Source organism: Haloarcula marina, assembly GCF_024218775.1.
GTDB classification, from domain to species: Archaea; Halobacteriota; Halobacteria; order Halobacteriales; family Haloarculaceae; genus Haloarcula; species Haloarcula marina.
This window is the reverse complement of sequence record NZ_CP100404.1, coordinates 1,447,521-1,470,374: the sequence shown is the minus strand read 5'-3', so window position 1 is coordinate 1,470,374 and position 22,854 is coordinate 1,447,521. Positions and strand designations below refer to the sequence as shown.

Here is a 22,854-nt window from a genome sequence, read left to right as displayed (position 1 = left end):
GGTTAACCGCTGTGATTACCGACCGATACCGCGACGTAATCCGGTGATACAGTGGCCGATTGAGGGCTATATAGGGATATTATCAACGGACTAATGCAATCACGGCGAACTGACGACCGTCCACACTCGCTTCCCGGAACTCACCGAGCAACCATCGCATTGTCATGGTGTCCCACATCTCGTCTGTTGCCAGTGTGGACGGCCAATCGTGCTAACGGCTGACGGGGCTTTCCCCCACCACACCCCGTCAGTTCTGTCCATCAGAACGTGCTTCTGTCTGCGGGCCGTCGTCCGTCCACCGGGACGACGACCCGTTTCGTTCTCCGTCCCGTCCGTGAACACCGGTACTGTGCATCAGACGCGCCGCCGCTGCTCGGTCTACGCTTCCCCGTAGACCGGGACTGTCACTGGTCAGATGCGCCGCCTCTGCTCGGTCTACGCTTCCCCGTAGACCGGGACTGTCACTGGTCAGATGCGCCGCCTCTGCTCGGTCTACGCTTCCCCGTAGACCGGGACGGCGGCGCCACTGGTCACCGACGCCGCGTCGGAACACAGATACAACATCGTGGCGGCGATGTCCCGCGGGTCGACCCACTTCTCGAAGTCCGAGTCGGGCATCATCTCGCGGTTCATCGGCGTGTCGATGACGCTCGGCATCACGCTGTTGGCCCGGACCGTCCCCAGATTCTCCTCGGCGATAGTTTCGGTGAGGATGCGGACGCCCGCTTTCGTTGCTCGGTAGAGGCCGTCGCCCTCGCCGCCCTCCAGCGACGACCTGGCAGACACGGAGACGATAGCGCCCTCGGTCTCTCTGAGGTGGGGGAGCGCGTGCTTCGATGCGAGGAACATCGTCTTGAGGTTGACGCCGAAGAGGAAGTCGAACGCGCTGGCGTCAGTCTCGTGGATGGGGTCGCCGCCGCGCCACGTCCCGGCGATGTTGAGGAGGTAGTCGAGTCGGCCGTGTTCCTCGACGATAGCGTCGACGACGGCCGCCACGTCGTCCTCGTCGGTGAAGTCGCCCTGATGGAAGTGGATACGGTCGGGGTCCGCTAACTGGAACTCCTCGCTGTCGGGTTCGACCACGTCGGCCCCGCAGACCGTCGCGCCCGCGTCGAGGAACGCGTTCGCGGCGGCGCTCCCCAACGCCCCGCCGACGCCGGTGACCAGTGCGACCTCCCCGTCGAAATCGAAGGTGACGGACATGCGAACAGTATCGACCGCGGACAGGATAAAGGGTCAGGGCGTGACGACGAGTTTGCCGAGGAAGCTCTCTTCGAGAACGTCGACGTGGGCGTCGGCCACCTCGTCGAGGGCGTAGGTGTCGGCGACGACCCCAGTGAGCGCGTCGTCGGCCATCAGCGTCGCGAGGCGGTCGAGGACGGCCCCGAACTCCGGCGTGTTGAACATCGAGACGTGGTGGACGGTGAGGTCTTTCGCTCGGCACTGCGGGACGTTCTCGAACGTGGCCGCGAGGTCCGAGTTGCCGATGGCGGCGATGCGCGCGCTCTGTGCGGCCACGTCGGTGTCGAACGAGAGGTAGTCGTCGAGTCGGTGGTCGAGAATAACGTCGGGCGCGCCCGCCTCGGTAACGGCGTCTGCGATGTCCTCGCGGCGGTAGTCGAACACGTCGTCGGCCCCGAGTTTGCTCAGTCGGTCGTGGTACTGCGGGGACGCCGTCGTCGTGACGCGCGCACCGGCGGCGTCCGCGAGTTGGACCGCGACGTGGCCGACGCCGCCGCTCCCGCCGTGAATCAGGGCGCGTTCGGCCAGTTCGAGCGAACAGGCGTCGACGAGCGTCTGCCACGCCGTGACGCCGACGAGGGCGACGGCCGCGCCCGTCTCGAAATCGACGGCGTCGGGCAAATGTGCGAGGTGGGATTCGGGGACGATGGCGTACTCCGCACAGGTCCCCTGCAACCAGTTCCCGAGACCCGTCGCGAACACGCGGTCACCCTCGGCGTAGCCCTCGACGGCATCGCCGATTTCGGCGACGGTCCCGGCGCAGTCCGACCCCGGAATCCACGGCAGTTCACCCGGGTCGTACGCCCCGTCGCGGAAGTAGGTGTCCACCGGGTTGACTCCGGCGGCCGCCACCTCGACCAGTACTTCGTCCCCCTCGGGCGTCGGCATCGGAACGTCTTCGACTGTGAGAACCTCGGGACCGCCGTGCTCGTGAAATCTGACAGCGCGCATACGGACCCCGAGGCCCCCGACGAGCAAAAAGGATAGGGGGCGGGTCAGAGACTGGCGAGATTCTGCCGGAGTTTTATCGTCGCGGTCATCAGCGTCGTCGCGGTCATGATGACGAAGACGACCTGCGTGTGGAGGACGACGACGCGGTCCAGTCCGACCAGCACCGCGAGGTCGACGGCCGGAACCATCGCCGCGAACAGCAACACCGGGAGGAGATGTCGGAGAAGCGTGTCGATTACCGTCCCCTGGACGCGCGTCTCGGCGGCCCCGCGGCGGCCGAACGAGAACCCGGCGACGGCGAAGGTGAGCGCGCTTCCGCCCATCACCGCCACGAGTAGGGGGTGACGGCCGACCGACGCCATCCCGAGGAAGACGACGACAACGGCGACGACGGCCGCCCGGGAGAGGACTCGTTCGGTCCGGCCGCTTCCGTCGCTCGTCGCGGGGACGACGCTCCGGTACAGCACCCGCATCGTCACCGCGAGTAAGAACACCGTCGCGAGCAACAGCGCGCTCTTGAACGGCAGGACGAACGTGGTCAGGATTTCGACCAGTCCGAGGACGGCGAACCCGACGGCGAGGAGGCCGACGACGGCGAGGTAGTCCCACAGACGGTGTTCGGCCACGAGGTCACTCGCCCGCCGATTCAGGTACGCGTAGAACGTGAATCGGAGGCCCAAGACGATGAGCAGCGTCAATGCGATGAAGAAGATGAACGTCAGATTCGGGTTGTTCGGCGCGAACGGCAACCCGACGGAGACGCTACTTTGCATCGTTCTCCTGTGGTTCCCGGAGCGCACGTAGCTCTTGCGCTACGTGTGCGGCCGTCTCGTAGCGTCTGAGTTTCTGCGTCGCCATCGCTTTCCCGACGATGTCGTCGACGGCCGTCGGCACGTCGGCCACGTCGCTGGGCGTCGGCGGCGGACCGTCGATGACGGCGTCGCGGACCGCCGCGAACGACCCCGTGTAGGGTGGTCGGCCCGTGAACAGTCGGTAGCAGACGGCACCCAACTGGTAGATGTCCGTCGCGTGGTCAATGCGGCCGAAGCGCCGTTCGTAATACTCTGGGGCCGCGTACCGCGGGTCGAGGAAGTTCGACGGGTCGGCGTACTGCCGGTAGACGTGCAGGAGACCGACGCTGTCGAGCATCGGGGGCTGACGGTCGTCCTCGGTGAGGACGTTCCCGTAGTAGGCGACGGCCTGCGCGTCGATGCCCGCGTGGACGACCCCGCGTTCGTGCAGTGTCGCGAGTGCGCTCGCCAGTTGCTCGGCCTGCCACGCGGCCTCGGGCGGCGGGAACCGGGACCGCTCGGCGAGCGTCTCGTCGGCGTACTCTGCGGCGAGCCACGGCAGGGGGGCCGTGTTCCAGTCGTACACCGACACGACGTTCTCGGCGTCGCTGACAGAGGTCCACGTCCGTAGCTGTGACCGGAGCGCCTCGACGAACGACGAGGCCGCGTCGCTGCGAAGCAGACGTAACGACACCGCGTACTCCTCGTCGTCGGCCATCCCGAGCGTGCGGTAGGAGTCGCCGTACCGCCCGCGGTCCCGCGGCGACAGGATAGTGAAGTCGTCGAAGCGACTCTCGTAGGTCACCAGCGAGAACCACTCGGCGTCGTTGGCCGGCGGCCGCTGGCCGATGGTCCGGCCCGCGTCCGAATCGCTGTCCTCCCCACCCCCACCTCCCGCGTCACTGTCCCCGTTCTCCTCACCGTCGTCGGTGTACACCTGCCGGGGGCCGTAGTCCGACCCCGTCCCCGCGAGGCGCGTCCGGCCGATATCGCGGTTCGACTGCCCCTCACGGGTCGGCGCGGACCGCTCGACGCCGTACGTCGGTCGCGCGTCGTCACCTTCGAGTTCGTCCGCGACGGTGTCCGGGTCGAGGGCGGCGAGGTAGTCGAGTGCGAGGGCCGCCGCGAGGCCGGTTTCCCCGTCGGCCCGGTCGGCGAGTCGCCCGGCGAGATATCCGACGATGTCGGGATGCTCGTCGGCGACCACGCAGAGGGCCGCCGCCGACCCGAGACGGACCTGCCGGTCCCCCACGTCGAGGAAACCCAACAACGTGGGAACCCGGTCCGTGTCCACTTCAGACCCCGTCAGCACGTCCGCGACGAGCGAACTGGGGTCTGTCGAGTCGTCTGTCTCCGGCGGCATTCGCGATACGCGTATCCTCGGCCGCGGGAACAGTTCACTGTTTTGGTGGGTCGAACCGGCCGCCAATACGGGTCTCGCGGGACGAGGTGGCGACCGGCGACGAACTTACCGGTCGCTGAGCGGCGTCGGACGGCAGTCGCAAAAATGGGGCGCTGGCGGGATTCGCGGGCAGTCAGTGGATGCCCATCGCTTCGATCTGTTCCTGATACCGGTTCCGGATGGTGACTTCCGTCACCTGCGCCACGTCGGCGACTTCGCGCTGGGTCTTCTTCTCGTTGCAGAGGAGCGACGCCGCGTAGATGGCGGCGGCGGCGTACCCAGTCGGGGACTTGCCGGAGAGCAGGCCCTGTTCGGCAGTGGTGTCGATAATCTCGTTGGCCTTCGACTGGACCTCCTCAGAGAGTTCCAGTTCCGAGGCGAACCGGGGGACGTACTGCTTGGGGTCGACCGGTTCCATCTTCAGTTCGAGTTCCTGTGCGACGTAGCGGTAGGTCCGCCCGATTTCCTTCTGTTCGACCCGGGACACGTCGGACACCTCTTCCAGACTGCGGGGAATTCCTTCCTGCCGACAGGCGGCGTACAGACACGCCGTCGCGACGCCCTCGATGGAGCGGCCGCGGATGAGGTCCTCGTTGAGCGCGCGCCGGTAGATGACCGAAGCGACTTCCCTGACCGAGCGCGGGACACCCAGCGCGGAAGCCATGCGGTCAATCTCCGAGAGCGCGAACTGGAGGTTTCGCTCACCGGCGTCTTTCGTCCGGATTCGCTCCTGCCACTTCCGAAGTCGGTGCATCTGCGAGCGTTTCTCGGAGGACAGTGAACGGCCGTAGGCGTCTTTGTCTTTCCAGTCGATTTGGGTCGTCAGCCCCTTATCGTGCATCGTCTGGGTCGTCGGCGCTCCGACGCGCGACTTCGACTGACGCTCCGAGTGGTTGAAGGCACGCCACTCCGGCCCGCGGTCGATGTTCTCGTCTTCGATCACGAGGCCACAGTCCTCGCAGACGAGTTCCCCGCCGCCGTCACTGGATATGTTCTCCGACTCACACTCGGGACAGGTCTGCTGGCCTGTATCCTCGGACTCCTGCTCACGCTCCTGTTGGTCCGTATCCCGCTGGCGCGTCGGCCTTTCCATGTGTTCTTTTACGGAGAAAGGCCCATCACGTATAAATGTTTGGGCAGTACCGGCGAAAGTGACGGCGTTAAAACCCGGTTACCGGACCCGAATCGGGCACGAGTAAAGGCTTAACCGGTGGCACAACACTCATAGTGACATGAACGTGGCCGTACTGGGAGTCGGGGGACGCGGGCGTGACCTAACTCGACGGTGCGTGCGCGCCGGACATGAGGTGCGCCTGTACGCGAACGACGCCAACGCCGTCATGGACGCCGTCGACACAGTGGACCAGACGCTCGACGTACCCGTCACCGACTACGTGACCGGGACGACGGACTTACACAGCGCGGTCGACGGGGCAGCGCTCGTCGCGGATGCGACCGACGGCGACACCGGACGGCGGCGCGAACTACTCGCGGAGGTGGAGACGGCGATAGGCGACGAGACGCTGGTCGCGACGGGTGATGCGACGGTGTCGGTCACCGCCGTTGCGGCGGGGTTACAGACGCCCGGTCGAGCGGTAGGCATCAATTTCCTCGATTCGACTGACCCGCCGCTCGTCGAAGTGGTACTGGCCGAGCAGACGACGACGAACGCCCGCGACCGAGCGACGGCGTTCGTCCGCGGACTCGACTGCGTGCCGGTTATCGTCGGCGACGGTCCCGGATTCGCTGGCGCGCGCCTCGAACTCGCGGCCGTCGCGGAGGCGATACGGATGGTCGAGGCCGAGGTGGCGAGCATCCCCGACATCGACCGCGTCGCGACGCGCGGCGCGGACCGGGGCGGCCCGCTGGCGCGGGCGGACGAACTCGGCCTCGACGCGGTATTGGACTCACTGGCAGTCCTTTCGTCCCGCCTCGGTCCGCAGTTCGACCCGCCGGACCTGCTCCGTCGGGCCGTCGACGCCGGTCGCCTCGGCGCGTCGACCGGTGAGGGCTTCTACGTCTGGACGAACGGTCGGCCCGACGAACCGAGCGACCTGAACCCGACGCTCACTGGCCGCAGTCCGGACCGCGATAACTGATGAACGGCGACGACCACACCGAAGCCGACGGCAGCGGCATCAGCGAGTTGTTCGACGAACTGGAGGAGTTAGCGGACCTCGTCGACTCGCCCGAAGAGCGAAAACAGGTCCGCGAGGCGATGCGTGCGGCCACCGAGGCCCAGGACGACGACCCCGTCGTCTTCGGCCGCGTCGTGTGGGGCTTCGACCGCGAGGACCTCGCCGAAGCGGCGCTGGGGTCGCTCCTGTTCGGCATCCCGATGGCCGTCGAGAGCGGCACCATCGACGCCGGGCGCTACATCGCACAGCACCCCCTGTATCTCCTCGGGACGCTGGCGACGGCCGTCGTGATGGTCGTCGGCATCCTCTACGTCGCGGATTTCCAGGACGTGCGCGTCGCGAGTCGACTGTTCGGTCTCGTGCCCCGCCGCCTCGCGGGCGTGACGCTGACGGCGTACGTGGTCAGCGTCGCTCTGTTGACCGGATGGGGCGTCGTCGCGTGGCCGGTTACCGACCCGGCGGTCCTCTGGCAGTCCTTCTGCGTCTGTAGCGTCGCCTTCGTTCCGATGGCTATCGGCGCGGCGCTGGGCGACATCCTGCCCGGGAGCTGAGTGTGGCACTCTCTCGCAGGGAGTCGGCGGCGTTTGGCAACCGTTAAAAGCCGCCGTCGGATACGATGGAGTATGAGCGAGAGCCAGCAAAAGCGAACGCAAAAGTGCGTCTCGTGTGGCATCAACATCGCCAGCACGAACGCCGCCGCGTTCAAGTGCCCGGACTGCGGGCAGCAGATTTACCGGTGCGCGACCTGCCGGAAGCAGAGCAACCTCTACAAGTGCCCCGACTGCGGATTCACCGGACCATAACCATGGGAAAAGTCGCAGCCAAAATCAAGATCATGCCGCAGAGCCCGGAAGTCGACCTCGACGACCTGCAAGACCGTCTCGAAGGCGCGCTTCCCGAAGGTGCCAAAATCAAAGGCTTCGAGCGTGACGACGTCGCGTTCGGCCTCGTCGCCCTGCTGCCCACCGTCATCGTCCCCGACGATGCGGGCGGCACGGACGCCGTCGAGGACGCCTTCGAAGACGTCGACGGCGTCGAGTCCGTCGAAGTCGACACCGTCGGCCGCCTGTAACTGGCTCCCGTTTTCGCGTTCCCCGCCACCCGTCAGCGGCGCGTCTCGGCGTGCCACGGCGGTCGCGGAACGCACGTTTTATTAGGGCGACCAGACAAGCGATGGGCAAGAATGCCTAGTTCGAACGGCCCTCTCGAAGGAACTCGTAACAAACTGAAGAACAAGCCCCGAGACCGCGGTACCTCGCCGCCCCAGCGCGCCGTCGAGCAGTACGAGGAGGACGAGAAAGTCCACCTCAAAATCGACCCGTCGGTCCCGGAAGGTCGCTTCCACCCCCGCTTCGACGGGCAGACCGGCACGGTCCTCGGCCAGCAGGGCACGGCCTACAAGGTCGAAATCGTCGACGGCGGCAAGACCAAGACCATCATCGTCAAGCCCGCTCACCTCCGTCGTCAAGAGAACTGAGCGATGACGATATTCAAGGCGAAGCTCGACGAGGAGTACCTGACCCTCGCCGAGACCAAGGAGATACTCGAAGGCCTCGAAATCGAGCGCGCGGCCGACGAGGACCGCGAGATGCGCTACGAACTCAAGCGAGCCATCGAGCACGTCAACCGCTTCGCGCTCCTCGACCCCGAGGAGTCCCGCGAGTTCGTCGAGCAACTGCAGGAACTCGACAAAGTTGACGAGGCGACGGCGTACAAAATCGCGAATCTCCGTCCGCTGGACCGCGACGAACTCCGAGCGGTGTACGCACAGGAACGCTACACCCTCTCCGGCGACGAACTCGACGAGATTCTCGGCGTCGTCAGACAGTACGCCTGACGCCGCAAACCACCACTCGGCGTGGGTTGTCTATCCATCGCCATTAAGTGTGTACTCGTCGTACTTCCTGACATGACTAGCACGGAGAGCGGTAGCGACGAGATGGTCGCAGCAGTGCTCGACGTCCTTCCCAACGGTCGGAGCGACGACGACCGTCCCCAGCACCAGAAGGAACCGCTAGCGTACGTTCTCGATATCGACGAGTTCTACATCTACGAACTGACGCTCGCGGACGACGACGACATCTCCTTCGGCGACCGCATCGACCTCACGGAGTTCACCCGGGTCAACGAGGCCGGGTTCGACGACTTGCCGAGCAGCGCGCGCTCGGAACTGGAGTACGCCGTCGAGGAAATCGTCGACGCAGACGAACAGCGGTTCGTCGACTTCTACAACGACGCCCAACCCATCACACTGCGCCTCCACCAGTTGAACCTCCTGCCGGGTATCGGGAAGAAACTCCGCAACAGCATCCTCGACGAGCGAAAGCGAAAGCCCTTCGAGAGCTTCGACGACCTCGAAGAGCGAGTCAGCGGCCTGCACAAGCCGAGGGAGGTCCTCGTCGAGCGCATCCTCGAAGAACTCCGTGAGGACGACCTGAAGTACCGGTTGTTCGTGCGACGGAGCGAGCAGGGCGGCGAGTGAGCGTACGGACCGGCGGGGACCGTGACGCGATACAGCGAGTAGAGTAGGCGGCTTTTTCAACCGCCGACCGTCTACGGTGAGCCAATGACCGAGACACCGACCGGGAGTCGTGACCCCGACGCGCTGGTCCGGCGGGCCGGGAAACGGGCGGACACCCGACAGGACCAACACTTCCTCGTCGACGACCGGGTGCTCGACCGGATTCCCGAGTACGCCACCGAGGCGGGGGTGGACCTGTCGCACGTCCTCGAAATCGGCGGCGGCCCGGGCGCGCTCACCGACCGACTGCTCGCCGTCGCGGACCGCGTCACCGTCGTCGAACGCGACCCGGACTTCGCGGCCCACCTCCGCACGGAGTTCGCCGACGAGATTGCCGCGGACCGTCTGACCGTCGTCGAAGGGGACGCCTTGGACGTCGACCTCCCCGAGTTCACCGCGAGCATCTCGAACCTGCCCTACGGTGCGTCTTCCGAAATCGCGTTCCGCCTCTTACCCGAGAAGCGACCGCTCGTACTGATGTTTCAGCAGGAGTTCGCCGACCGGATGGCCGCCGACCCCGGAACCGACGACTACGGCCGCCTGTCCGTGACTGCGGGCCACTACGCCGACGCGGAAGTGGTCGAGACGGTTCCGCGAACGGCGTTCGACCCACAACCGCGCGTGACCAGCGCACTCGTTCGGACGACGCCGCGAGACCCCGACTACTCCGTGCCGAGCGACGACTTCTTCATGGACTTCCTGAAGGCCGTGTTCACCCAGCGCCGGAAGACGATGCGCAACGCCGTCCGCAACACCGCCCACATCTCCGGACTCGGAGACCCCGACGCCGTCGTCGCGGCCGCCGACGAGGACCTGATGAGCGCTCGCGCCGGGAACGTCACGCCGGCGGAGTTCGCCGACCTCGCGACGCTGGCCCACGAGGTGGGCGACCCGGAGGCCTGAACCGTGGGCGACGAGGAGTCCGCGGACAGCGGGCGGCCGAAACTCGCCGAGGCGCGTGGCGTCGAGTCCGTGTATCAACCCGCCGAGGACTCGGCGTTGCTGGCGGACGCGGCCCGCGAGCGAGTGAACGAGGGCGACAGAGCGCTCGACGTGGGGACCGGGTCGGGGTACGTCGCGGCGGCGATGGCCGACGCGGGGGCCGACGCCCTCGGCGTCGACCTGAACCCCGAGGCGTGTCGTCAGGCCCGCGAAAACGGCGTCCCCGTGGTCCGCGGCGACCTCCTGTCTCCGTTTCGCGACGGCGTCTTCGACCTCGTCGCGTTCAACCCCCCCTATCTCCCGACGCCCGAAGAGAAAGAGTGGGACGACTGGATGGAACACGCCCTCTCAGGCGGCGAAGACGGCCGTCGGCTCGTCGACCCGTTCCTCGACGGCGTCGGGCGGGTCCTCGCATCGGGCGGCGAGGCGCTACTGCTGGTCAGTAGTCTCACCGACCCGGAAGCGGTTCGCGCGTACGCTCGCGAACGCGACCTGGTCGGCGAGCGAATTGCGAGCGAGAAACATCCATACGAGGAACTCGTCGTCCTGCGCTTTACACAGATGGAATAACTGCCAGACATTTTCTCGAATAGGAAATATTAAAGCCCGTCATTTCGTAGCCCGGGCTAATGACACAGGTAGTTGCCACGACTCCGGGGCTGTTCCCGCTTCCGGACTGGGCCAAAGACGAACTGTCTGACCTGAAAGGCCACCAGAAGACGGACCTCATCAGCGGCGACGAGGACGGCGCAATCGTCGACGCCTACGACCGCGGCCGCGAGGAAGTCGTCTCGCTCCAGCAGGACCTCGGCCTCGACCGCGTCGTCGAGGGCCAACTCCGCTGGGACGACATGCTCGCCCACCCGCTGGCGGTCCACGACAGCGTCGAGACCCGCGGTATCGTCCGCTACTACGACAACAACAACTTCTACCGGGAGCCGGTGGTGCAGGACGACCTGACCCCGGACGGCGACGTGGCCGCCGAACTCGACGCTGCCGCCGAACTGGTCGATTCGGGCCTCCAAGCGGTCCTCCCCGGTCCCTACTCGCTGGCCGACCTCGCGACGGACGAGCACTACGGCGACGATGCCGCGTTCCTCGACGCCATCGCGGAGTTCCTCGCTGGTGAAGTCGACCAGTTCCCCGACGTGGAGACGCTGTTCCTGCTGGAACCGTCGCTCGTCGAGAACGCCCCCGAAGACGGCGAAGACGAACGCGCCAGCGAGGCCATCGACGCCGTCGCCAGCGCCACCGACGCCGACGTGGTCACCCACACCTACTGGGGCGCTATCGAGGAGAAGACCTACGCGCACCTGATGGACGCCGACGTCGACGCCATCGGCTTCGACCTCGTCGCGGACCACGACAGCAACGTCTACAACGTCCAAGAGTACGGCACGAAAGACGACGTGGCCCTCGGCGTGGTCGACGGGCAGAACACGCTCGTCGAGTCCCCCGAGACCATCCGAGACCGTATCGACTGGTTCGAACAGCAGACCAACACGGTGTACGACACCGTCTACGCCACCGCGAACACCGAGCTATTCTATCTCCCGGTCAACAAGTTCGCGGACAAACTCGAATCGCTTGCGAACGCCGCCGACCTCGAAGAGGTGGAAGCATAACATGACTGGCCCCCGAGAGCAGTTCCGACCCGAGAATCACGAGAACGACCACTTCCTGCTGACGACCGTCGTCGGCTCCTACCCCAAGCCGAAGTGGCACGACCGCGCCCGCGAGATGTTCGAGGACGAGGACGCCGACTTCGGCGAGGAGGAGTGGGAAGAGTCGAAAGACGACGCCTCGCGGCTCATCACCCACGAACACGAGCGCAGCGGTCTCGACGTCATCTGCGACGGCGAGATGCGACGCAACGAGATGGTCGAGTACTTCGCCCACCGCATCGACGGCTACGAGTTCAACGGCCGCGTGAAGGTGTGGGGCCACAACTACTTCGACAAGCCGAGCGTCGCCGACGAAGTCGAATACGGCGAGCAGTGGCTGGTCGAGGAGTTCGAGTTCACCGACGAGGTGGCCGAACGTCCCGTCAAAGTCCCCATCACCGGCCCGTACACGCTGGCGAACTGGTCGTTCAACGAAGTGTACGAGAGCGAGGAGGAACTCGCCTACGAACTGGCGGACCTCGTCAACGAGGAAATCGAGGCGTTGGTCGAGGCTGGCGCGCGCTACATCCAGATAGACGAACCCGCGCTGGCGACGACGCCGGACGACCACGCCATCGTCGGCGAGTGTCTCGAACGCATCGTCGACGACGTTCCGGACGACGTGCGCCTCGGCCTGCACGTCTGTTACGGCGACTACTCGCGCATCTACCCCGAGATTCTGGACTACCCCGTTCACGAGTACGACCTCGAACTCGCCAACGGCGACTTCGACCAACTCGACGTGTTCAAAGAACACGAGTTCACGAAGGACTTCGCGATGGGCGTCCTCGACGCGCACACCGCCGAAGTCGAGTCCGTCGAGGAAATCAAGGAGAACATCAAGAAAGGGCTGGAGGTCGTCCCGCCGGAACGACTCACCGTCTCGCCGGACTGCGGTGTGAAACTCCTGCCCCGCGAGATTGCGTACGGCAAGATGGAGAACATGGTGCAGGCGGCCCGCGAAATCGAGCAGGAACTCGACGCCGGTGAGATCGACGTGGTCGCGAGCGGTGCGGAAGCCAGCGCAGACGACTAGCGAGGGGCGCACGTAGCGCGGTCCTCGGAAATGCGAGCAGCGTAGCCGCGAGCAAATTGCAGTATTCCTTCGGCATTCCGACGAACGAACGGCGAGCGGAGTGAGCCGTGAGACGTGCCTCGGTGAACGGGCTTCACGGCGAGTGGTCGGCGACGTACCGACCGGCTACCCGGTGCGACATCTCGACATCTCAGTCGCGGTACGTAACCACGGTAGTGACGACTATCTCGGCGACCAAGGCCACACAGCTACTACCGAAGAATACCACCTGAAGATAGCATCGCAAAATATTCGACATGGGACGAAACACACATCGACCAAGGCAGAAGATAAATTATCCTTAATTGTCAAGTAGAGAAATTCTCAAATCAGGATTAAACGCCGATTTGAGGTATTTAGAGCGTTACTTGGCGACTTTCCCACGTGGGTTTATTTAATTCTAAATGAATGAAAATCTGGGAAAGAGTTTAGTTGTCATCTGCTGAAGATTCGAACGAGAACACCATGACGGGAGACACACACCTTCGGGCAGAACTGTATCTTCGGGGAGACACGTACGGCACATTCGACGCCCAACAGTCGGTGCTGAACCGCGTCAAGCGGTTGGAGGCCAACGGCGTGTTCACGGACTCTATGATCGCCGGGGAGTGGCAGCGGATTCGGACGATGGCCGAGGACAAGCGCTCGGGGGCGCTCGCCACCTACGAAGAGTTCCGAGACTGGACCGAGCGCAACGGGTTCTCGCTGGAACCCGCCTTCGAGCGGCGGAATCGGAGTTACGTGGGGCTGGACCGGGTCGACGACGTTGTCGTCTTCCCCGTCGTCTCGCTGGCCATCTACGACGACACGCAGTTACAGGCCGTCTTCCCGTGTACGGACGCGGAGGAGAGTCACACGTACACGGTGGGCGACGCCCTCGAAGCGTTCGAGCGCGGCGACGAAGAATGGCTGGCGCAGTTCGACACGGTCACCGTCGGCCGCACGGAACCGTGGCTCGAACCCGGCGTCGAGACGCCGATCTAACCGCGCAGGGCTTCGACGGGTTCTTCGCTCGCCGCTTTCCACGCCGGGTAGAGACCGCTGACGATACTTGTCACGACGGCGAATCCGAACGCGACCAGCAGGTACCACGCGTTGGCGACGCGGAACACGGCCGTCGCGTCGCCGACGGTGTAGTGGTTTATCGCCAGTCCGGCACCGAGACTGAGGAGGACGCCGACGACGCCGCCGACGACGCCGAGGAGGGTTGCTTCCATCAGCATGATTTTCAGCACGTCCCGCTTCTGGTAACCGACCGCTCGCAGGACGCCGATTTCCCCGCGACGCTCGACGGTCGACATCAGCATCACGTTGAGGATGGAGATGCCCGCGACCAGGAGCGAGATGGAGGCGATGCCGATGAGGACGGTGTTGACGACCTGAAACGTCTGGTTTATCTGGTCGACGAGAGAGCCGAGTTCGGTGACGCTGACGCGCTCCTCGCGGTCGTTGAGCGCGCTCCGAACCGCCATCGCCGTCTCGTTGGCCTGCGTGCCCGAGGGGGCGGTCAGGTACACCTGCGAGTAGCCGCGCTGGTCGAACGACGAGGCCGGGAGGACGAGACGATTGGCGGGGTTGAGTTGCGAGAAACCGTCGCCCGACGCGAGGACGGCGCGGACTCTGACGGTACTCCCGTTGACTGCGATGGTGCTTCCGGGATGGAGGTCGTGTTCCTCGGCGAGCGATTCGCCGACGAGTGCGCCGGTCCGGAACGGTTCCGGGACGCGGCCGTCCGACGCCTCGTACACCTCGGCGGGTCGGTCCAACCCGTACACCAGCGTCGTCGAGTTCGTCTGCCGGTCGAACGCGACCGGTTGCACGTCCTGTTTGACCGGCGAGACGGTCACCTCCGGCCCGGCGACGCGCCTGATGTCGCGAACGTCTCGCTCTGAGAGTTCGGTGACGCCGTTCTCGCCGCTCGGCGAGACGGTCACCTGATTGCCGATGTCGCCGAGGTTCTGGGAGATGGAGTACTGGAGCGCGACGCCGAACATCCCCAGCGATGCGATTGCGACGACGCCGATAACGATGCCGAGCGACGCCAACAGCGAGCGCATCTTGGTTCTGGTGAGGTTGCGACGGGCCATCAGCGCCGTCGGGAATCGCCGGTAGAGGCGTTCAAACATCGTTCTCCTCCCGTCCGAGGGTGCCGTCGACGAGGTGGACCGTCCGGTCGACGTACTCGTCGACCAGTTCGTCGTGCGTGACGGCGACGATGGACACGTCCTCGTCGTCGGCGATGCGGCGGAACTCGTCGAGAATCTGTCGCCCGGTGTCGCGGTCTAAGTTGCCCGTCGGTTCGTCGGCGAGGACGATGCTCGGGTCGTTGACGAGCGACCTCGCGATGGCGACGCGCTGTTGCTGGCCGCCGGAGAGTTGGTCAGGGCGGTGGTCGAGGCGGTCACCGAGACCCATCCGGGTGAGGAGGTCCCGGGCGCGAGCGGTCGTGTTCGGGTCCCGTTCGAGGAGTCGCGGGACCGCCACGTTCTCGACGGCGGTCAGCGTCGGCAGGAGGTAGAAGTCCTGAAACACGAAGCCGATGGTGCGCTTTCTGAGCGTCGTTCGCTTCCGGTCGGCGAGGTGGGTCACGTCGTCGCCGTTCAACAGCAGGCGGCCCTCGCTTGGCGTCGCGAGGAGGCCGAGGATGTTCAGGAGCGTCGACTTCCCGCTTCCGCTCGGTCCCATGATGGAGACGAACTCGCCCGCGTCGAGGGCGAAGTCCACGTCGTCGAGGGCGACGAGGGTCTCGTCGCCGCTGCGATAGCGCTTGACCAAGTGTTGGGCGTCGAGGACCCTCATACGTCGAGTTCGTCGTCACCGCGTCGAGACCGACGGACGAGGAGCGCGACGACGACGACGACGGCGACGGCGGCGACGGCGAGTATCGGGAGGAATGCGCCCGGGCCGCCGCCGGTACCGCTCGGTGTCGCCACGTCGTTGTCAACCGTCGCGACCCCCACGTCGAAGGTCTGACGCTTGCGGTCGCCGTCGACGAGATAGGACACCTCGACCGGGACCGACGAGACGTTGCCCTCGGTCCGAGCGGTCAGGTCGAAGGAGACGAAGTCGCTCGCCGGGACCGTCCCGACGAAGTAGTCGCGATTCGGCGCGGCGGGGTCGACGTTCTCGGTGGGGACGACGCGGACGACGACGCTGTCGGCGGTGGTCATCCCGATATTGCTCGCACTGCCCGTAATCTGGAGGACGCCACCGTCACGAGTGACCGAGAGACCGGTCAGGTCGATGCTACCGGGCACCGAGCGAAGTTCCGTCGTCGTCGTGGCCTGCCGCTGTCGGGTGCCGACATCGTACGTCGCATCGACGGTCACGTCGGCGCGTGGTTCGGTCATCGTCGCGTTGAGCGTCACCTGTCGGGCGGACCCCGCGGGAACCGCCTCGACGATTGCGCGGCGGAAGGTGGCGTTGTCCGCGGCGGCGGTGACGACGACGTTCTCCACCGGTGCGTTGCCCTGGTTGATTACGTCGACGGCGAGCGAGCGGGAGTCGCCGCTCCCGACACCGGCCGCGTCGAGGACGACGCCCTCGCGGAGCGCCTCGGTCTGAATCGTCGTCCGCCGGGTCACGGTGCGGTCGGTGTCACCGGCGATAGTGTACGAGAGCGTCGCTTCCAGTTCGTGCGGGCCGTCGCTCTCCGGACGGAAGCGGAAGGGAGCGGTCACCGTCTCGCCTTCCGGGAGCGTCGCGACGACGGTGCGGCCGTCGAGCATCGTCACGTCGGTTCCCGAGACGGTCACTTCGACGTTCGAGACGGGCGCGTCGAGGCCGTTGGCGACGGTCACCGTCCCCGTCGACGCGACGCCGGCCACGGAGTCGTTGGTCTGGATGTCGAGTTGGGGGTGGCGCTCGGCCACGCGGACCGAGACGGGGTATCTGAGCTGAACCGACTCGTCGGTGTTCGGGTTGTACCCGTAGACGAAGACGCGCAGGTCGCGCGACCCCGGCGAGTCGAACGTGTGGGTCAGCGGGACGCGCACGTCCGACCCGGGCGACAGCGTCCCGATGTTCCGGACGCGAGTGTACTCGGTGACGCCACCGCCGCCAGCGCGGCGGAGCGCGATGCTTCGGATTTCCAGCGGGTCGTCGCTGCTCTGGAGGTTGCGAATCGTCGGCGTGAACGTGATGGTCTCGCCGGGGGCGGGACCGCTCGGCGAGACGGACACGTCGGTCACCGTCGCGTTGACGCCCGCCGCGGTGACGGTCACCGGGACGGCGGTGACGGTGACGAACACGGCGACGGCGAGGAGCGTTACGCGGCGCATGCTCCAGATATCGACCGAACGTTCGGTTGGAGGGCAATCGACGGCGATGGAGGTACGGGTGTGTGGACCACAGTTACGAATTCATATCGGCGCACCGAGTGTTTAAACTACTGATTACTGCGGTTTGGAAGACTCAGACCGGAATCGCATCCAGCAGTCGCTCGAACTGCTGACGGTACTGGGCCTCCGCCCGCGCCTGCGCCAGGCCGGAGGCGTCGGCGAAGGCGGCCTCGAACCCGGCCATCCGCCAGAGGAGCGTCGACAGTTGGTACAGCGGTCGGCGCTCGGCGTAGCCGTCGTCGAAGTCCATCGGTCTGCCCGCGCGGTATCCCTCGTGAAAGGCCGTCCGCAGTCGCTCGCGGATATCGGGGTCGCGGAACGAGGAGTCGATGAAGAGGAATTCCGTCTGCGCGAGGTTGTACTCCGGCAGCGCCGCCAACACGTCCTGCCAGTCCAGCACGGCGGTTATCGGGTCGTCCGCTTCGGGGTCGAACAGGAGATTCGCCGGGCGGAAATCGTCGTGGACGAGACGTGGGACGCCCTCTTCCGGAACGAGGTCCAGCGCCGGGTCGATGCGGTTCTCGGCGCGGTCGGCCACGTCGGCGAAGGGCGTCGCGTCGAGTCGGTCCAGATGTCCGCGCGTCAACTGTTCGAAGTACGCCCGCCAACTCCCCATCCAGTCGCGGACGATGAGGCGGCCGTCGTGGAGGTCCAACCGGCCGAACGCCTCGAACCCGATTTCCGAGTGCATGTCGCCGAGCATCGCCCCGGCCTGCCGGAGGATGCGCTGTCGCATCTCCGGCGAGAGTCCGGCGAAGGCCTCGGCGAGGTTCCGCCCGTGGACCCGTTCGGTGACGAAGTACGGCGGCACGTCCAGTCCGGGGTCTTCTTTGAACACGAGGATGCGAGGAACGGGCACTTCGGTCCGGTTGGCGACGTACTCGTGGAGTTTCGGTTCGACGTCGAACGGGACGTTGCCCGCGGGCTTGAACTTCACCACGACTTCGTACTCCTCGCCGCGGTGGTCCATCGTCACCATGTACACGTCGCTCTGGTGGCCCCCACCCGGCGTCTCGTAGGTGAACCCGCTGTAGTCGGGTCCCGACTCGTCGAGGACTGCCTCGATATCCCGTTCCGGCGTCGACACTACGACCGGCTAGGCGAGAGGGGTAAATAAAACTGCCAGTCACGCGTCCTCTGCTGCGCCGAGGACAGCGGCTTTATCAGGGCGGGCCGAACGCGCCACCATGGTCGAACTCGTGTGCATCGCCGGTGTCGCGAAGACGGGCGCAATCGGCGACGGCGAGACGATTCCGTGGCACTACGACGAGGACGAACGGCAGTACAAAGAGCGAGTCGCCGGGCATCCGGTCGTCGTCGGCCGGAAGACGTGGGCGGGGATGACCGACGTTCGCGGGACCCACCCCGTGGTCGTCACCGGCAGTCCCGACGAGTACGACGCAGAGAACGCGACGTTCGTCTCGACGGTGGCCGACGCCGTCGACGCCGTCACCGCCCGCGACTCGACGGGCTACATTATCGGCGGCCAGTCGGTGTACGCGATGTTCCTCCCCTACGCCCACCGCGCGCTCGTCTCGGAACTGCCCGAAACGAAAGTCGCCAGTCGCGTCTTCCCGTACCTCGGGACGGACTGGTCGGTGACCGACCGCGAGTCCTACGACGAGTTCGAAGTCGTCGAGTACGCCCACGAGAACCCGCTTTCACCCGATGACGGGACGACAGAGTAGGCCGCCGCAACCGCCAACGCTTACAGTACCCAGTCCTACGCGCTAGATATGCGAAGGGTAGACGCGGCGGGCCTCGAAATCGGTGACGACCGGCCACCGCGAATCATGGGAGTGTTGAACGTCAGCAGCGAGTCCCCCTACAAACCGTCCGTCTACAACGACGCGAGCGAGGCGGCGGCCTACGTCGACGAGGAACTCGTCGGCGAGGGCGCGGACATCGTCGACGTGGGCCTCGAATCGGCCAACAAGCGCCTCGACGTGCTCTCGGCCGAGGAGGAACTCGACCGCCTCGATACGGCCGTCGACGCCATCCACTCTGTCAGCGGCGACGCGATATTCTCCATCGAGACGCGCTACGCCGAAGTCGCCGAGGCGGCCATCGACGCCGGGTTCGACATGGTCAACGACATCTGCGGCTTCGCCGACCCCGAGATGCCGGACGTCTGCCGGGAGTACGACGTGGCCGTCGGGAAGATGGCGAGTCCCCCTGACCTCGCGCGCCCCGGGGCCGTCGACGACGTGGACTGGGGCGAAACTCGGTCGCCCGAATGGGCCGAGCAAGCCGACTACGTCGATAAGGTGTACGAGGCGCTGAAGCAGAACGGCTTCACCGAGAAGACCATCGTCGACCCGGCCTTCGGCGGGTGGAGCGAGCGCAAGACGCTCGAAGACGACCGGGCGACGTTCCGCCGCCTCCGGGAGTTCCGCGGCTTCGGTCTCCCGATACTCGTCTCCATCAACCGTAAGAACTTCCTCCGTGACCTCGCCGACCGCTCGACGGAGGACGCGCTACCGGTCAGTCTCGCCGCCACGTCGATGGCTATCGAACGCGGCGCACACGTCGTCCGCACCCACGACGTGACGGAGACTGTCGACGCCGCGGCCATCGGCGGCGCGTTCACCGAGCGCGGGACCAGCGTCGAAGACGACGTAGCGGTAAGCGAACTCGACGTACGGGCGACCGGCGACGTAGCGCGCCACCTCGAACGCATCGGCGCGAACAGCGCTGACGGCCGCCCGTTCGTCGGCCGGGTGTTCGAAGTGAGCGGCCTCGACCCCGCGAGCGTGGACGTACTCGTCGACGCCGCCGCGACGGCCGGTGCAGTCGTTCGGCCCGGCGACGGGAGTCTCCTGCTGGGAGGCCGCCGCGACGCTCTCGACTCGCTGGCCGACCACCTGCCCGAGACGGCCGAGTTCGACCCCGTCCGCGAGGCACTCGACACATAATGGATTACGCACAGGAGCGCATCACGACGCTGCACGACCTGACCGACCCGACGCCAGACGCGCCGGTCGACGACAGCGCCGTCGTCGTCCCCATCGCCGGTGAGACGGTCGACGCGGTCACGCCAGACTACGTCTTCGACCCCCTCGCTACCGTCGGTCCCGCCGAGGTTGTCGTGCCACTCCGCGCACCGGCCGACGTGGTCGCGGCGTTCCGCGAGTGGGTTGCCGAGTACGACCTCTCCGTGACGGCCCTGTGGTGTGACGCCCCGGAACTCGACACCCTGCTGGAGAACCACGGCCTTGCGGGGGAAACTGGCAAAGGGCGAGACGTGTGGCTTGGCCTGGGCGTCGCCGCGGCGCGGGCCGACTACGTCGCCGTCCACGACGCCGACGCGACCACCTACTCGGCGGCGACGGTCCCGCGACTGCTCGCACCGCTCGCGATGGACCACGACTTCGTGAAGGGGTACTACGCCCGCGTCGAGGACCGACAGTTGTACGGCCGCCTCGTTCGCCTGTTCGTCGCGCCGCTGGTCCGCGCGCTCGAAGACCGACACCACCACCCGTTCGTCCACTACCTCGCGTCGTTCCGCTACCCGCTCGCGGGCGAGTTCGCGTTCACCGCCGACGCCGCCCGTCGAATCCGCGCTCAGCGGGCGTGGGGCCTCGAAATCGGGATGCTCGGCGAGGCGTTCGACGTGGTCGGCGCCGACGGCACGGCACAGGTCGATCTGGGCCTGCACCAGCACGACCACAAGCCCGTCGGCGGCCGCGGCGGCCTCTCGACGATGTCCGAACAGGTCGGCGAAGCCCTCTTCCGGGCCGTCGAAGGCGCAGGCGTCGACCCGGACTACAAGACGCTTCCGACGGCGTACATCAAGGCAGGCGAGCGACTCGTCGAGCAGTACGCCGCGGACGCGGCGTTCAACGGACTGGAGTACGACCCGGCGGCAGAACGGGAACAGGTGGACGCCTATCGCTCCGGTATCCGACGCCCCGGACCCGACACACGATTGCCCGCGTGGGCCGACACCGACCTTCCGCCTTCGGCGGTCGTGGAGGTCACGCGACCCTCACAGCCAGCGGTCGACCGGGCGGACGACTGACGACGGGGCTGACGGGCGGTTTTATTTCACTCCGCTTCGCCCACGAGCTATGGACACAGCCACGTGGCGTTCGGTGCATCTCCGAATGCTCGCCGTCCTCGCGGTGTTCGTGGCCGTGCTGTTGGTGGTTCCCGCCGTGGTGCTCGTCGTCGCCCTCTTTCTGAGTACCGCGACGCTGGTGGTACTCGCGATTGCGGTCGACGCGCTCGTCTCGTCGGTGGCCTCGATGCCGACGATTTCACCGATGTGGTGGGCCGTCGCGTTCACCCTTCTGACGGTCGTCTGGACCGGTGTCGTCGTCTCGAACGTTTTCGGGGCGTCGCTGTCGGCCGACGGAACCGTGCTCTCGGGGATGCCCACGGAGCGGCCCGACTCAGCCGACGGTCGGGAACTGGTCCGCACCGTCGAGCGATTGGCACAGCAGGCCGACTGCCAGCCACCCGACGTGGTGCTGACCGACGCGGCCGTCGGCGGTGCGATGACCGTCGGTCTCCGGCCCTCGGACTCGACGCTCGTCGTCTCACGACGCGCCCTCGAGACGCTGACCGAGGCGGAGCGCCGTGCCGTGGTCGCCCACGAGATTGCACACCTGAAGAACCGGGACGCCGCCGTGCTGACGCTGGCATCGAAGCCGCTGTTCTTGCTGGACGAGGCGACCCGGAGCCAGGCCGACTACGAGCGGACCGTCCCCGAACTCGTGGCGGCCGCGCTGAGTGCGATGCTCGTCGCGTGGCTCTCACGGACCCGCGAGCGCTACGCCGACAGCGGGGCCGTTGCTATCACCGGGGACCCGGCCGCCCTCGCGACGGCGCTCGAACGGTTGCGCGACGCCGAATCCGGCCCCGAGACCGACGTTCGGGCGCTCGGAGAGGCGGCCTTCGGCGTGGTCCCGCCGACCGACGAACGCCGCGTCGACTACGACCGCTCGCGGAATCGCCCGCCGGTATTCTGGTCGGCCCGGAAGCGCTACCGCGAACTCGTCGCCGCCCTGGAAGCGACACATCCGTCGACCGAGGAGCGGATAACACGCCTCAGAGCGTTGGAACGGGCGTCCGAGGGGACGGCCGGCGATTAGACCAGTTTCTCGCGGAGGTCGTGGAACGACGAAATCGTCAGGTCCGGTTCCCCGGCGAAGGAGTCCCACGGCCCGCCGTCGCGGTCGACCCACACGCCCTGCATCCCGGCGTGCATCGCGCCGTACACGTCGAAGTACGCCGCCGAGACGTGGGCTATCTCGTCTATCGGCGTCCCCGTTCGGGCGGCGGCGTGGCGGTACAACTCGGCGTCGGGCTTGAACGTCCGAATCTCGTCGGCGCTGACGGTGTCTTCGACGAGGCCTCCGATGCCCGCGTGGTCGAGCATCGACGCCAGCATCTCGGGGTTCCCGTTCGAGACGACGTAGAGGTCGTACCCGGCGTCGTAGAGTCGGTTCATCCCCTCGCGCACGTCGTCGAACACGTCGAGTTCGTGGTAGACGGCCAGAATCTCGTCGCGTTCGTCGGTCGAGAGGGCGACCCCGTGGGCGTCCAGCGCGTACTGCAACGCGTCGCGGTTCATCTCGTAGAAGGGCTTGTACGCGTCGACGGCGTTGGCGATAAAGGTGTAGGCGAGCGAGCGAGAGCGCCACAACCGCGATACCGGCTCGGGGTCCGGAACGCGGTCCGCGAGTGCCTCCTCGGCCGCCTCGACGTCGACGATGGTGCTGTAGGAGTCGAAGGTGACTGTCGTCACCCGCGCTGGGTCGAACGGCATGGGTCGACCTACGGC

At 66.3% G+C, this 22,854-nt stretch carries 26 protein-coding genes; 16 read left to right on the top strand and 10 right to left on the bottom strand.

The window, feature by feature from the left end; translation table 11 throughout:
- Window positions 1–492 precede the first annotated feature (492 nt).
- The 5 genes from NJQ44_RS07685 to NJQ44_RS07665 all read right to left on the bottom strand — a co-directional run bounded on the left by NJQ44_RS07685 (window position 493) and on the right by NJQ44_RS07665 (window position 5,479).
- On the bottom strand, window positions 493–1,203 hold the full coding sequence (locus NJQ44_RS07685; protein ID WP_254274099.1) for an SDR family oxidoreductase: 711 nt from the start codon (window positions 1,201–1,203) through the stop codon (window positions 493–495).
- A 33-nt stretch (window positions 1,204–1,236) separates the two neighbouring features.
- Window positions 1,237–2,193 (bottom strand): NADPH:quinone reductase, encoded by a 957-nt coding sequence (locus NJQ44_RS07680; RefSeq protein ID WP_254274098.1) that lies wholly within the window; start codon window positions 2,191–2,193, stop codon window positions 1,237–1,239.
- Window positions 2,194–2,237: 44 nt separating this feature from the next.
- Window positions 2,238–2,966 (bottom strand): hypothetical protein, encoded by a 729-nt coding sequence (locus NJQ44_RS07675; RefSeq protein ID WP_254274097.1) that lies wholly within the window; start codon window positions 2,964–2,966, stop codon window positions 2,238–2,240.
- On the bottom strand, window positions 2,956–4,347 hold the full coding sequence (locus NJQ44_RS07670) for a serine/threonine protein kinase (protein WP_254274096.1): 1,392 nt from the start codon (window positions 4,345–4,347) through the stop codon (window positions 2,956–2,958). Before NJQ44_RS07670 ends, NJQ44_RS07675 begins: the two co-directional genes overlap by 11 nt.
- A gap of 172 nt (window positions 4,348–4,519) precedes the next feature.
- The gene (locus tag NJQ44_RS07665; RefSeq protein ID WP_254274095.1) at window positions 4,520–5,479 is read right to left on the bottom strand and encodes a transcription initiation factor IIB; all 960 of its coding nucleotides are present in this window, start codon (window positions 5,477–5,479) and stop codon (window positions 4,520–4,522) included.
- A 139-nt stretch (window positions 5,480–5,618) separates the two neighbouring features.
- Here NJQ44_RS07665 and NJQ44_RS07660 point away from each other — a divergent pair, with 139 nt between their 5' ends.
- The 12 genes from NJQ44_RS07660 (at window position 5,619) to NJQ44_RS07605 (ending at window position 13,710) form a co-directional block, all read left to right on the top strand.
- Window positions 5,619–6,485, top strand: a complete 867-nt coding sequence (locus tag NJQ44_RS07660; protein WP_254274094.1) for a 3-hydroxyacyl-CoA dehydrogenase family protein — start codon at window positions 5,619–5,621, stop codon at window positions 6,483–6,485.
- Window positions 6,485–7,075: a TIGR02587 family membrane protein gene (locus tag NJQ44_RS07655; protein WP_254274093.1), complete on the top strand. Its 591-nt coding sequence runs from the start codon at window positions 6,485–6,487 to the stop codon at window positions 7,073–7,075. Before NJQ44_RS07660 ends, NJQ44_RS07655 begins: the two co-directional genes overlap by 1 nt.
- Before the next feature lie 72 nt (window positions 7,076–7,147).
- The gene (locus NJQ44_RS07650) at window positions 7,148–7,327 is read left to right on the top strand and encodes an HVO_2753 family zinc finger protein (protein WP_254274092.1); all 180 of its coding nucleotides are present in this window, start codon (window positions 7,148–7,150) and stop codon (window positions 7,325–7,327) included.
- Window positions 7,328–7,329: 2 nt separating this feature from the next.
- On the top strand, window positions 7,330–7,596 hold the full coding sequence (locus NJQ44_RS07645) for an elongation factor 1-beta (protein ID WP_254274091.1): 267 nt from the start codon (window positions 7,330–7,332) through the stop codon (window positions 7,594–7,596).
- A 111-nt stretch (window positions 7,597–7,707) separates the two neighbouring features.
- Window positions 7,708–8,001, top strand: a complete 294-nt coding sequence (locus NJQ44_RS07640) for a 50S ribosomal protein L21e (protein WP_254274090.1) — start codon at window positions 7,708–7,710, stop codon at window positions 7,999–8,001.
- A 3-nt stretch (window positions 8,002–8,004) separates the two neighbouring features.
- On the top strand, window positions 8,005–8,361 hold the full coding sequence (locus NJQ44_RS07635; protein ID WP_254274089.1) for an RNA polymerase Rpb4 family protein: 357 nt from the start codon (window positions 8,005–8,007) through the stop codon (window positions 8,359–8,361).
- A gap of 72 nt (window positions 8,362–8,433) precedes the next feature.
- Window positions 8,434–9,006, top strand: a complete 573-nt coding sequence (locus tag NJQ44_RS07630) for a DUF655 domain-containing protein (protein ID WP_254274088.1) — start codon at window positions 8,434–8,436, stop codon at window positions 9,004–9,006.
- Between the two features lie 84 nt (window positions 9,007–9,090).
- On the top strand, window positions 9,091–9,948 hold the full coding sequence (locus tag NJQ44_RS07625; protein WP_254274087.1) for a 16S ribosomal RNA methyltransferase A: 858 nt from the start codon (window positions 9,091–9,093) through the stop codon (window positions 9,946–9,948).
- Between the two features lie 3 nt (window positions 9,949–9,951).
- Complete coding sequence (locus NJQ44_RS07620) at window positions 9,952–10,557, top strand: HemK2/MTQ2 family protein methyltransferase (RefSeq protein ID WP_254274086.1); 606 nt, start codon at window positions 9,952–9,954, stop codon at window positions 10,555–10,557.
- A 59-nt stretch (window positions 10,558–10,616) separates the two neighbouring features.
- Window positions 10,617–11,612 carry a 5-methyltetrahydropteroyltriglutamate--homocysteine methyltransferase gene (locus NJQ44_RS07615; RefSeq protein ID WP_254274085.1) on the top strand — a complete coding sequence of 332 codons (996 nt, stop codon included), beginning with the start codon at window positions 10,617–10,619 and terminating at the stop codon, window positions 11,610–11,612.
- A gap of 1 nt (window position 11,613) precedes the next feature.
- On the top strand, window positions 11,614–12,687 hold the full coding sequence (locus tag NJQ44_RS07610; protein WP_254274084.1) for a methionine synthase: 1,074 nt from the start codon (window positions 11,614–11,616) through the stop codon (window positions 12,685–12,687).
- Between the two features lie 504 nt (window positions 12,688–13,191).
- Window positions 13,192–13,710: an HTH domain-containing protein gene (locus NJQ44_RS07605; protein WP_254274083.1), complete on the top strand. Its 519-nt coding sequence runs from the start codon at window positions 13,192–13,194 to the stop codon at window positions 13,708–13,710.
- Here NJQ44_RS07605 and NJQ44_RS07600 read toward each other — a convergent pair.
- The 4 genes from NJQ44_RS07600 to NJQ44_RS07585 form a co-directional block, all read right to left on the bottom strand.
- Window positions 13,707–14,852 (bottom strand): ABC transporter permease, encoded by a 1,146-nt coding sequence (locus NJQ44_RS07600; protein WP_254274082.1) that lies wholly within the window; start codon window positions 14,850–14,852, stop codon window positions 13,707–13,709. The two genes, NJQ44_RS07605 and NJQ44_RS07600, sit on opposite strands and share 4 nt — an antisense overlap.
- Window positions 14,845–15,525: an ABC transporter ATP-binding protein gene (locus tag NJQ44_RS07595; protein ID WP_254274081.1), complete on the bottom strand. Its 681-nt coding sequence runs from the start codon at window positions 15,523–15,525 to the stop codon at window positions 14,845–14,847. The genes NJQ44_RS07600 and NJQ44_RS07595 overlap by 8 nt, the downstream gene beginning before the upstream one ends.
- Complete coding sequence (locus NJQ44_RS07590; protein ID WP_254274080.1) at window positions 15,522–17,006, bottom strand: COG1361 family protein; 1,485 nt, start codon at window positions 17,004–17,006, stop codon at window positions 15,522–15,524. Before NJQ44_RS07590 ends, NJQ44_RS07595 begins: the two co-directional genes overlap by 4 nt.
- A gap of 133 nt (window positions 17,007–17,139) precedes the next feature.
- On the bottom strand, window positions 17,140–18,153 hold the full coding sequence (locus tag NJQ44_RS07585) for a phosphotransferase family protein (RefSeq protein ID WP_254274079.1): 1,014 nt from the start codon (window positions 18,151–18,153) through the stop codon (window positions 17,140–17,142).
- Window positions 18,154–18,253: 100 nt separating this feature from the next.
- Here NJQ44_RS07585 and NJQ44_RS07580 point away from each other — a divergent pair, with 100 nt between their 5' ends.
- Genes NJQ44_RS07580 through NJQ44_RS07565 form a run of 4 tightly spaced genes read left to right on the top strand, consistent with a single transcriptional unit; the run spans window position 18,254 to window position 22,162 of the window.
- A complete protein-coding gene (locus tag NJQ44_RS07580; RefSeq protein WP_254274078.1) occupies window positions 18,254–18,754 on the top strand; it encodes a dihydrofolate reductase in 501 nt (166 codons plus the stop codon).
- A gap of 48 nt (window positions 18,755–18,802) precedes the next feature.
- Window positions 18,803–19,981 (top strand): dihydropteroate synthase, encoded by a 1,179-nt coding sequence (folP, locus tag NJQ44_RS07575; protein ID WP_254274077.1) that lies wholly within the window; start codon window positions 18,803–18,805, stop codon window positions 19,979–19,981.
- Window positions 19,981–21,087 (top strand): glycosyltransferase family protein, encoded by a 1,107-nt coding sequence (locus tag NJQ44_RS07570; RefSeq protein WP_254274076.1) that lies wholly within the window; start codon window positions 19,981–19,983, stop codon window positions 21,085–21,087. Before folP ends, NJQ44_RS07570 begins: the two co-directional genes overlap by 1 nt.
- 49 nt (window positions 21,088–21,136) lie before the next feature.
- The gene (locus NJQ44_RS07565) at window positions 21,137–22,162 is read left to right on the top strand and encodes a M48 family metallopeptidase (protein ID WP_254274075.1); all 1,026 of its coding nucleotides are present in this window, start codon (window positions 21,137–21,139) and stop codon (window positions 22,160–22,162) included.
- Here NJQ44_RS07565 and NJQ44_RS07560 read toward each other — a convergent pair.
- Window positions 22,159–22,839 carry a haloacid dehalogenase type II gene (locus NJQ44_RS07560; protein WP_254274074.1) on the bottom strand — a complete coding sequence of 227 codons (681 nt, stop codon included), beginning with the start codon at window positions 22,837–22,839 and terminating at the stop codon, window positions 22,159–22,161. The two genes, NJQ44_RS07565 and NJQ44_RS07560, sit on opposite strands and share 4 nt — an antisense overlap.
- Window positions 22,840–22,854: the final 15 nt, after the last annotated feature.